Raw genomic sequence first — 9,959 nt, 5'->3', positions numbered from 1 at the left:
GAACATGGGTAGACCACTATCCAAGCCTAAGTACTCGCACACGACCGATAGCGAACCAGTACCGTGAGGGAAAGGTGAAAAGCACCCCGACGAGGGGAGTGAAATAGTACCTGAAACTGGATGCATACAAACAGTCGGAGCCCGCAAGGGTGACGGCGTACCTCTTGTATAATGGGTCATCGACTTAGTCTGACTAGCAAGCTTAAGCCGTTAGGTGTAGGCGCAGCGAAAGCGAGTCTGAATAGGGCGTCAAGTTAGTCGGATTAGACCCGAAACCGAGTGATCTAGCCATGAGCAGGCTGAAGGTACGGTAACACGTACTGGAGGGCCGAACCCACGTCTGTTGAAAAAGCCGGGGATGACTTGTGGCTAGGGGTGAAAGGCTAATCAAACTCGGAAATAGCTGGTTCTCCGCGAAAGATATTTAGGTATCGCCTCAGACGAATACCTCAGGGGGTAGAGCACTGGATGGGCTAGGGGGTCTCACCGACTTACCAAACCTAACCAAACTCCGAATACCTGAGAGTACTATCTGGGAGACAGACGGTGGGTGCTAACGTCCATCGTCAAGAGGGAAACAACCCTGACCTACAGCTAAGGTCCCCAAGTCACAGTTAAGTGGGAAAGCATGTGGGAATGCTTAGACAACCAGGAGGTTGGCTTAGAAGCAGCCATCCTTTAAAGATAGCGTAACAGCTCACTGGTCAAGCGTTCCTGCGGCGAAGATGTAACGGGTCTAAAACTGTGCACCGAAGCTTAGGGTTCATCTTATGATGAGCGGTAGCGGAGCGTTCCGTAAGCCTGCGAAGGGAGACTCGTGAGAGCTCCTGGAGGTATCGGAAGTGCGAATGATGACATGAGTAGCGACAAAAAGTGTGAGAGACACTTTCGCCGAAAGTCCAAGGGTTCCTGCGCAATGCTAATCAGCGCAGGGTTAGCCGGCCCCTAAGTCGAGGCGGAAACGCGTAGACGATGGGAACCACGTTAATATTCGTGGGCCTGGTGGTAGTGACGGATCTCGCGGGTCTGTACGTCCTTATCGGATTGGATGTGCAGTGAGCAGGTTCCAGGAAATAGCTCCACCATTATAGACCGTACCCGAAACCGACACAGGTGGACTGGTAGAGCATACCAAGGCGCTTGAGAGAACTATACTGAAGGAACTCGGCAAATTGCACGCGTAACTTCGGGATAAGCGTGACCTCTGTTCAGGCAACTGGGCAGGGGTGGCACAAAAGAGGGGGTGGCGACTGTTTATCAAAAACACAGGGCTCTGCGAAGTTGCAAAACGACGTATAGGGTCTGACGCCTGCCCGGTGCCGGAAGGTTAAAAGGAGAGGTGCAAGCCTTGAATTGAAGCCCCGGTAAACGGCGGCCGTAACTATAACGGTCCTAAGGTAGCGAAATTCCTTGTCGGGTAAGTTCCGACCTGCACGAATGGCGTAACGACTTCCCCACTGTCTCCAGTATAGACTCAGCGAAATTGAATTCCCCGTGAAGATGCGGGGTTCCTGCGGTCAGACGGAAAGACCCCATGCACCTTTACTATAGCTTTACGCTGGCATTTGTGTCGGCATGTGCAGGATAGGTGGTAGGCTTTGAAGCCAGGGCGCCAGCTCTGGTGGAGCCGCAAGATGAGATACCACCCTTATCGTCATAGATGTCTAACCGCGATGTAACAGCATCCGGGACCGCGTATGGTGGGTAGTTTGACTGGGGCGGTCGCCTCCCAAAGAGTAACGGAGGCGCGCGATGGTAGGCTCAGAACGGTCGGAAATCGTTCCTCGAGTGCAATGGCATAAGCCTGCCTGACTGCGAGACTGACAAGTCGAGCAGAGACGAAAGTCGGTCATAGTGATCCGGTGGTCCCGCGTGGAAGGGCCATCGCTCAACGAATAAAAGGTACGCTGGGGATAACAGGCTGATGATGCCCAAGAGTCCATATCGACGGCATCGTTTGGCACCTCGATGTCGGCTCATCACATCCTGGGGCTGGAGCAGGTCCCAAGGGTATGGCTGTTCGCCATTTAAAGTGGTACGTGAGCTGGGTTCAGAACGTCGTGAGACAGTTCGGTCCCTATCTGCCGTGGGTGTAGGAATGTTGAGAGGAGCTGTCCCTAGTACGAGAGGACCGGGATGGACGAACCTCTGGTGGACCTGTTGTGGCGCCAGCCGCATTGCAGGGTAGCTAAGTTCGGACGGGATAACTGCTGAAAGCATCTAAGCAGGAAGCCTCCCTCAAAACGAGCATTCCCTTGAGAGCCGTGGAAGACCACCACGTCGATAGGCCGGGTGTGGAAGCGCAGCAATGTGTGAAGCTTACCGGTACTAATAGCTCGATTGGCTTGATCGTTCTCATTAATCAATGTCCGCAAAAGACACTGATTGGTTTGCATATCGATCGGCTCAGACACCAAGTCGCTGCCAGCATGGAGCAGCGCAACAAACCAGAATTCACCGCATGTGGCTTTCGCCGACCTTGTGGCTATTGCGAGGGGCCCAAGACCCGATCCCATCCCGAACTCGACCGTCAAATCCCTCTGCGCCAATGGTACTAAGTCTTAAGGCTTGGGAGAGTAGGTCGCTGCAAGGTCTGCCAAAGCCACATGCGTCTCAAAAACAATCGTCGAAATCAAAAACCCCTCACCGGAAACGGTGAGGGGTTTTCGCTTTTCTGGGAATGAGAGACCGTGGAAATTGTGAACAGTGCTCCTCTCGAGGCCGATTGCAGTCGCTGCTTCGGGCTCTGCTGCATTGCCCTGTCCTTCTCGCGCTCCGAGGACTTCGGCCACGACAAGCTTGCTGGCGAAGCCTGTCATCACCTCGACAGGCAGTTCCGCTGCCGTATCCACCAGCGCCGCTCCGAGCTCGGCTATGACGGCTGCGAGGCCTTCGACTGCCTTGGGGCGGGGCAACGTGCCAGCGCGTTGTTTCCGGACCTTCACTGGCGCCGTGACCCCATGCAGTCGGGCCGGGTCTTTGCCGCCTTCTCCATCCTCCTCAAGCTGCAGGAAATGCGTCAGGCGCTCACCACCGCGGCGGAGCTGTCGATCGGTCCAGCGCTGCAAGCCGAGCGCGCGGCGCTGCTGGCGGAACTCTCGAACCTCGCCGACTCTCGGCGGCCCGAAGCGGGGGCTGCCGCGTTGTTAAGTCAGGCGCGGGATTTCCTCACCAGGCTCCGGCCGGTGTTGGAAGCCGAACCGGGTTAGGCCAGGTCCGGGTCAGGTTTCGTTCATCTCCGTTCATCTTCGGCTTGCCGTGCTGTGGACGCATTGGCCGATCAAGGCTTGACGCCGCCGCCTCCGCCGCCATTCTGGCGCGCAAACAGCGACCAGGATCTCCATGCGTCTCCTTCTCGTCCTCGCCAGCATCCTCCTCTTTGCCCTTCCCGGGCTGGCGCAGGAGGCAGCCCCTGCCGCCACGCCGGAAGCCAGCATCGAGGACCTGATCCAGATCCTCGAGAACGACGAGACGCGCCAGCAACTCATCGACCGGCTGCGGCAGGATGCCGAGACGGCCCCGGCGGAAGAGCCGCGCGACCTCTCCTTCGCCCGCCAACTCGCCACCTACACCCAGGCCGCCGCGGAAGGCGCATCGGCCGCCCTGAGGAGCCTCACGCGCGTCGGCTGGGATCTGCAGCGGCTGTGGGACGGGACTTTCAACGCCGACCTCAGCCGCCTGCAGGGGGAAGTCACCGGCCTCCTGGTCGTCGGCATCGGCATGATCGGCAGCTACCTGCTGCTGCGCCTGGGCGTGCACCGCATCGAAAGCGCCATAAGCTCTCGCGTCGCTCGCCGGCGCTGGTGGGGCAAGCTATTGGGAATCCTTGGACGCACCGCCGTCGAGGTGGCAGCCGTGCTCCTCGCCTGGGGGCTCGGCTATGCCATCGCGCTTGGGCTCACCGGCGACATCCGCGGCCAGATGGGGATCAACCAGTCGCTGTTGCTCAACGCCTTCCTGGCCGTGGAATTGAGCAAGCTGTGGGTCCGCATCTTCCTGTCGCCGCGGCACGAAGCCTTGAGGCTATTGCCGGTAGGCGACAGCAACGCGACCTACTGGCAGTTCTGGTCCGGCCGCATCATCTCGCTGGTCGGCTATACCTTCCTGTTCGTGGCGCCGCTGCTTGCAGGCACGCTGTCGACGGCGGCGGCGGCTGCCGTCCAGGTGCTGGTCATGACCACCGCGGTCGTTGTCGGCATCATCATCGTGCTGCAGAATCGGGACGACGTTCGGGGCTGGCTGAACGAGGTCGGAGAGCGGCGTCAGGACGGTATCGGGCAGTTGCTGCGCTTGCTCGGCCAACTCTGGCACGTTCTTGCCATCGCCTACCTGTTGGCGCTGCTGGTGCTGTGGTTCACCAATCCCGACGAGGCCCTGCCATTCATGCTTGGCGCGACCGTGCAGTCGGTGATTGCCGTCCTGGTCGGCGCGCTCGTCGTCGCGTTCATCTCCCGGGCGGTGTCGTTCGGTCTCAACCTGTCGCCAGAGGTCAAGCAGCGGCTGCCCTTGCTGGAAACCCGGCTTCAGGCGTTCGTGCCGCGGGTGATGCAGATCGTGCGCTGGGTCGCGATCGTTCTGGTAGCCGCAGCCATCATCCAGGCCTGGGGCGTGTTCGACGTCGCCGAATGGGCGCTCAGCGATGCCGGCATCGCCGCGATCGGCTCGGTGATCTCGGCCGGCCTGATCCTGCTCGTATGCGTGGTGCTCTATGTGGTGGTGGCTTCATGGGTGGAGTATCGGCTCAACGTCAGCATCGGCCGCATGCCATCCGCACGCGAAAAGACGCTGCTGAACCTGTTCAAGAACGCGTTCACGATCGCTTTGGTGGTGTTCGGGCTGATGCTGGCTCTGGCGCAGATCGGCGTGAATATCGCACCGCTCCTCGCCGGTGCCGGCGTGGTCGGCCTTGCCATCGGTTTCGGTGCCCAGAAGCTGGTGCAGGACATCATCACCGGCATCTTCATCCAGTTCGAGAACATCATGAACGAGGGCGACGTGGTGCAGGTGGGGGACAAGTCCGGTGTAGTGGAGAAGCTCACCATTCGTTCGGTCACCATTCGTGACCTCAGCGGCACGGTCCACCTGGTGCCGTTTTCCTCGGTGGATCAGGTTTCTAACATGATGCGGGGCTTCTCCTTCCATGTGGCGGAGATCGGTGTCGCCTATGACAGCGACATCACGGAGGTCAAGCGAGCCATGCAGGACGCGTTCGACCTGCTGATGGAGACCGAGCACAAGAACGAGATCATCGACGAACTCGATATGCAGGGCATCATCGCGTTCGCCGCGTCCGCCGTGACCGTTCGAGCCCGGATCAAGACGTTGCCCGGCAAGCACTGGGGCGTCGGACGGACCTATAGCGAGATCGTCAAGACCGTCTTCGCCGAGCGCGACATTGAGATCCCCTATCCCCACGTCACCTACGTACAGGGTGGGGTGGCTCGAGCATCGGGGCGTACGCTGTCGGCGGCGCCGCAGGGGGGGGAGGACACGTCCGGCTCTTGACCGCTTCGTGATCGACACGGAGCCGTTGCCTTAAGCCGATCTTAATTTGGTGGGTTAAAATTGTACTACGCGCCAGTTGCGGCACAGCCGGCGCAGTCCTGATTTTGTTCTTTGCGTACACGAGGCCCGTCATGTTGCTTTCCAACGGCAGGACCATTGCCCGCTTCCGTCACCTGGTAGCGCTCATCACCGCCGCAGCGCTGAGCGCTTCGAGCATTGCACCGAGCCTTGCCAGCAGCGCCGATTTCGTCCGCTCGCTGTGGCCTGAGGCGCAACAGCGCGGCGTCAGTCGCACTGCGTTCGATGCAGCCTTCGCAGGCTACAGCTATGTCCCCAAGGTGATGGAACTGACGCGCAAGCAGCCTGAATTCACCCAAACGGTGCAGCAATATGTCGACAAGCGGGTCACTGCCGGCCAGGCTCAGAAGGGTCGTGCGATGCGCCAGGAATGGGCGCAGACGCTGGCGGGCACACAGCAACGCTGGGGCGTGCAGCCTGAGATCGTGCTTGCCATCTGGGGCATGGAGACCAATTTCGGCGGCTTCATGGGGGGCGAGAACACCATCTATGCGCTCGCCACTCTGACCGAGGGTGGCTATCGGGCCAGCTTCTTCCGCGACGAATTGTTGACGGCACTTCGTATTGTTTCGGACGGGCATATCGCGCCCAACCAGATGGTTGGATCATGGGCCGGGGCCATGGGCCACACCCAGTTCATGCCCTCGAGCTTCATGCGCTTTGCCGTCGACTACAACGGCGACGGACGCAAGGATATCTGGAACTCGGTGCAGGACGCACTGGGCTCCACCGCCAACTACCTGCACCATTTCGGCTGGCGCCCGGGTGAAACCTGGGGCTACGAGGTCAAGCTGCCCAGCGGGTTCGACTTCGCTGCGGCACGACAGATGGAGAAGGCGCCGCTCAGCCAATGGCAGTCCATGGGCATCACTCGGGTCTCCGGCAGTGCCTTCCCCCGTCCGAGCGACATGGCCCGGCTCTATATGCCTGCCGGCGCGGCGGGTCCGGCCTTCCTGTTGCTGCCCAACTTCGAGGTCATCAAGCGTTACAACAACTCCGACAGCTACGCCCTGGCTGTGGGCCACCTGGCGGACCGGATCATCGGTGGCGGCTCTTTTGCGACGCCATGGCCGGCCGGTGACTATGCGCTCACCAAGGCGCAGCGTGCCGAGTTGCAGAACCTGCTGAACCGGGCCGGCTTCGATGTCGGCACGGCTGACGGCGTGGTGGGCCCGAAGACCCGCGCGGCCGTCATCGCGTGGCAGCAGCGGCAGGGTTGGCCTGCTGACGGACATGTGTCCGGCCGGCTGCTGGACGCCCTCAAGCGTTAAGCTTCCGTTAACCATCCGGAGGCAGTGTTGAGCTGCTTAAGCAGAGGGCAGGTCCGTCTCGACAGGTTCGAGGCTCCTGCCCTCGCCCATTGTGGGGACCATATTCTTCCCGTGTTTATGGCTTAACCGCTTACGCCTTCACCCCATCACATCCGGCCCGCCGATGCTCCGCCTTCTTCCCTATCGCGCCGTCGTGGCGCTTCTTGCTTTCGCCGCTCTGCTGGCGCCAATCCCGGCATTCGCCCTATCGATGATGGACCCGTTCAACCTGCCGGCGGCCATGGACGCAGGGACGGCCAAGGTCGGCGACGGAATCCCCTATGCCGACGGGCCGCGCCACCGTCTCGACGTCTATGCGCCCGAGCAGCGCGGCGAGGCCGCTCCCGTGGTGTTCTTCATCTATGGCGGCGGGTGGAACCGAGGAGAGCGCTCGGACTACCAGTACGTCGGCCGTGCCCTTGCCTCCCGCGGTTTCGTCACCGTGATCGCCGACTACCGTCTCGTTCCGGAAGTCACTTATCCCGGCTTTCTCGAGGACAGCGCGGCGGCGCTGCGCTGGACCCAGGACAACATCGCCTCCTATGGCGGTGACCCCAATCGGCTGTTCCTCGCCGGGCACTCGGCCGGCGCCTATAATGCGGTGATGCTGGCGCTCGACCCGTCGTTCCTACGCGAGTACGGGGTGACGCTGTCGATCCGGGGCGTGGCCGCCCTTTCTGGACCGTACGACTTCTACCCTTTCGAATATGGCGAGGTGCGTGACGCCTTCGGCTCGGCGCCGAACCCGCAGGGTACCCAGCCCATCAATCTGGTGACGCCCGACACCCCGCCGATGTATCTCGCCACCGGCACCACCGACCCGATCGTGCGCATGCAGAACACCGAGCGGTTCGCACAAAAGCTCAAGGACAATGGGATCTGGGTGACGACGCGCTACTACGAAGGCTTCGGGCACATGGAGCCGGTGATTGCCATTGGTGCTGCGTGGCGCTGGCGCATGCCGGTGCTCGACGATATGGTGGCCTTCTTCCAGATGTTCGGCGCTTTCCCTTCGGGCGTTCCCTATGCCGCCGTGGTGCCCGAGGCACCGGAAGACCTGCCGAGCTCGGTGGCGCCGATGGACCAGATCGTCGACCAGCTCAACGCCCTGTTCCAGCCCATTGAGGCCGACTAGGTTGTGGACTCATAACTTCTAATCCAGAGCCTTGCGGCTGCCAGGTGGATTGCAGCGAGGAAGTTGGCTGCGGTTTTGAAGTATCGGGTTGCGATGCCTCGGAAGTGTTTGAGGCGGTTGAAGAAGCGCTCGATCAATGTTGCGCTTTCGGTAGAGTTCGGGATCGACGGAGCGGACGATGCGGACATTGCTCTGACTGGGGATGTGGGCCGTCGCACCGGATGCCTCTATGGCTTCGGTCACGGGGCGCCCGAAGTAGCCGCGGTCGGCAACCACATCGCCGCGCAGCCGGAGCGGCCCGACCAGTTCGGGCGTCGTAGTCTTGTCGGAGGCCTGCCCAGGAGTGAGTACGAAGCGGATGGGCAGCCCGCGTCGGTCAACAACGGCATGGATCTTGGTGGTCAGTCCCCCACGGGAGCGACCGATGGCGTGATCCGGGCCCCCCTTTTACCACCCGCCGCATGCTGGTGGGCACGAACGATCGAGGAGTCGAGAAGGTGCAGACTCTCCGGCGAGACCTCGCTCAGCCGCTCAAAGATGCGCAGCCAGATGCCCTGCTTGGCCCATCGGTTGTAGCGGTTGTAGACCGTGGTTGGGGGGCCGTAACGTTCCGGCAGATCGCGCCAGGGTGCCCCTGTGCGCAGTATGTAGAAGATACCGCTGATCACCCGCCGGTCATCTACCCGCGCAACCCCGCGCGGCTTATTGGGCAACAGGGGCGCGATCAGCGCCCATTCCTTCTCGCTGAGATCGTGACGTCCTATCATCAGGCCCTCCATCAAGAGCTTGAATCACGATCGCTCGCAAAACGGAACCTCGTTTATGGGTTCACGACCTAGCGCCGAATCGTTTCGGCGTGCCAGGGTGGGGCATGAGCCAGCACCTGCGCTATGCCGACGCCGATCCGGAAACCCAAGCGGCCGTGCTCGTCGAGATCGTGCGAAGCGAGCCTGTCCTGATGCGGATTCTCATGGGCACCCGGTCTCTGGGTCTACTGGACGTACTGCTCGGCGCCGGAGCGGTCTACAACACGGTCTGGAATGTGCTGACAGGACGCCCTTCGCTCAGCGGCATCAAGGATGCGGATATCGCCTATTTCGACGGGAGCGACCTGTCTTATGAGGCAGAGGACGCGGTGATCCGGCGGGCGGCGGCCGAGTTCTCGGACTTGCCGCTGCCGGTGGAGGTGCGCAATCAGGCGCGTGTCCATTTGTGGTATCCGCAAAAATTCGGCTCGCCCTATCCACAACTCACCTGCAGCGCCGACATGATGCGCTACTACGCCTCCAAGACGCATGCCGTCGCCGTGCGGATCGAGGAGGATGACAGGCTGAGCGTACTCGCGCCGTTCGGCCTCGGAGATCTGTTCAGCTTCCGCATCACGCCGAATACCGCGCTCGACAACCGCGTTACCCACACGGCCAAGGGCGAGCGCGCACGGTCGATCTGGCCGGAGGTTACGGTGGTGCCCTGGCCCGACTAGACGACCGGGTTCATCTCCACCGAGGGTGCGGACCGGTTCACCGGGCCGTGGAACACGGCCTCGATGTTGTTGCCATCGGGATCGAGCACGAAACAGGCATAGTAGCCCGGGTGATAGTGTCGCTCACCGGGCGGACCGTTGTCGGTGCCGCCCGCCGCAAGAGCGGCCTCGTGGAAGGCGTCCACGGTGGCACGATCCTTTGCCTGGAAGGCGAGATGAACATGCGTTGGCGCGGTGCGGGCATCAGCGCGATCGACGAACAACTCGTCTGCCTGGAACCAGTCGTTGCCAGCCGCACTGATGGGCACCCCCAGCAGGGCAAGAACCTGCTCATAAAAACGCCGTGTTGCTGCGAAGTTGCGGGCTCGCAGATGAACATGATCGATGAGGCGGCCTGCATGCCAGGTCATGGAGCACCGAAACGAAAACGGCGCCCGCGAAGGGCGCC

Annotated in this window: 6 protein-coding genes, 2 rRNA genes and 1 pseudogene (1 of these 9 only partly in view); 7 read left to right on the top strand and 2 right to left on the bottom strand. The window is 61.3% G+C overall.

Annotated features, from left to right (window positions below):
- From ACFSX5_RS06715 to ACFSX5_RS06690, 6 genes are all read left to right on the top strand, one after another.
- Positions 1–2,353: ribosomal RNA gene (locus ACFSX5_RS06715) — 23S ribosomal RNA — on the top strand; it begins 366 nt to the left of the window's first position.
- Between the two features lie 124 nt (positions 2,354–2,477).
- Positions 2,478–2,593, top strand: a 5S ribosomal RNA gene (rrf, locus tag ACFSX5_RS06710).
- Between the two features lie 97 nt (positions 2,594–2,690).
- On the top strand, positions 2,691–3,209 hold the full coding sequence (locus ACFSX5_RS06705; protein WP_386832510.1) for a hypothetical protein: 519 nt from the start codon (positions 2,691–2,693) through the stop codon (positions 3,207–3,209).
- 133 nt (positions 3,210–3,342) lie between these two features.
- Positions 3,343–5,505 (top strand): mechanosensitive ion channel domain-containing protein, encoded by a 2,163-nt coding sequence (locus tag ACFSX5_RS06700; protein WP_386832509.1) that lies wholly within the window; start codon positions 3,343–3,345, stop codon positions 5,503–5,505.
- 131 nt (positions 5,506–5,636) lie between these two features.
- Positions 5,637–6,854: a lytic murein transglycosylase gene (locus tag ACFSX5_RS06695; protein ID WP_386832508.1), complete on the top strand. Its 1,218-nt coding sequence runs from the start codon at positions 5,637–5,639 to the stop codon at positions 6,852–6,854.
- Between the two features lie 163 nt (positions 6,855–7,017).
- Positions 7,018–8,028 (top strand): alpha/beta hydrolase, encoded by a 1,011-nt coding sequence (locus ACFSX5_RS06690; protein WP_386832507.1) that lies wholly within the window; start codon positions 7,018–7,020, stop codon positions 8,026–8,028.
- Here the strand turns inward: ACFSX5_RS06690 and ACFSX5_RS06685 are convergent.
- A pseudogene (locus tag ACFSX5_RS06685) lies at positions 8,025–8,795 on the bottom strand (IS5 family transposase). The gene ACFSX5_RS06690 and the pseudogene ACFSX5_RS06685 sit on opposite strands and share 4 nt — an antisense overlap.
- 104 nt (positions 8,796–8,899) lie before the next feature.
- Here ACFSX5_RS06685 and ACFSX5_RS06680 point away from each other — a divergent pair.
- Positions 8,900–9,511, top strand: a complete 612-nt coding sequence (locus tag ACFSX5_RS06680; RefSeq protein WP_386832506.1) for a nucleotidyltransferase family protein — start codon at positions 8,900–8,902, stop codon at positions 9,509–9,511.
- Here ACFSX5_RS06680 and ACFSX5_RS06675 read toward each other — a convergent pair.
- Positions 9,508–9,921, bottom strand: a complete 414-nt coding sequence (locus ACFSX5_RS06675) for a VOC family protein (protein ID WP_386832505.1) — start codon at positions 9,919–9,921, stop codon at positions 9,508–9,510. The two genes, ACFSX5_RS06680 and ACFSX5_RS06675, sit on opposite strands and share 4 nt — an antisense overlap.
- Positions 9,922–9,959: the final 38 nt, after the last annotated feature.

The organism is Devosia albogilva (genome assembly GCF_042685625.1).
Taxonomy (GTDB): domain Bacteria; phylum Pseudomonadota; class Alphaproteobacteria; order Rhizobiales; family Devosiaceae; genus Devosia; species Devosia albogilva.
Note: the sequence above shows the minus strand (reverse complement) of the source record. Positions and strands in the feature narration are given on the sequence as shown.

What these genes read in the sequence shown, in the direction of transcription:
- ACFSX5_RS06700 (WP_386832509.1), top strand. Translation starts at nt 3,343, where the DNA reads ATGCGTCTCCTTCTCGTCCTCGCCAGCATCCTCCTCTTTGCCCTTCCC.
- ACFSX5_RS06695 (WP_386832508.1), top strand. Translation starts at nt 5,637, where the DNA reads ATGTTGCTTTCCAACGGCAGGACCATTGCCCGCTTCCGTCACCTGGTA.
- ACFSX5_RS06690 (WP_386832507.1), top strand. Translation starts at nt 7,018, where the DNA reads ATGCTCCGCCTTCTTCCCTATCGCGCCGTCGTGGCGCTTCTTGCTTTC.
- ACFSX5_RS06680 (WP_386832506.1), top strand. Translation starts at nt 8,900, where the DNA reads ATGAGCCAGCACCTGCGCTATGCCGACGCCGATCCGGAAACCCAAGCG.
- ACFSX5_RS06675 (WP_386832505.1), bottom strand. Translation starts at nt 9,921, where the DNA reads ATGACCTGGCATGCAGGCCGCCTCATCGATCATGTTCATCTGCGAGCC.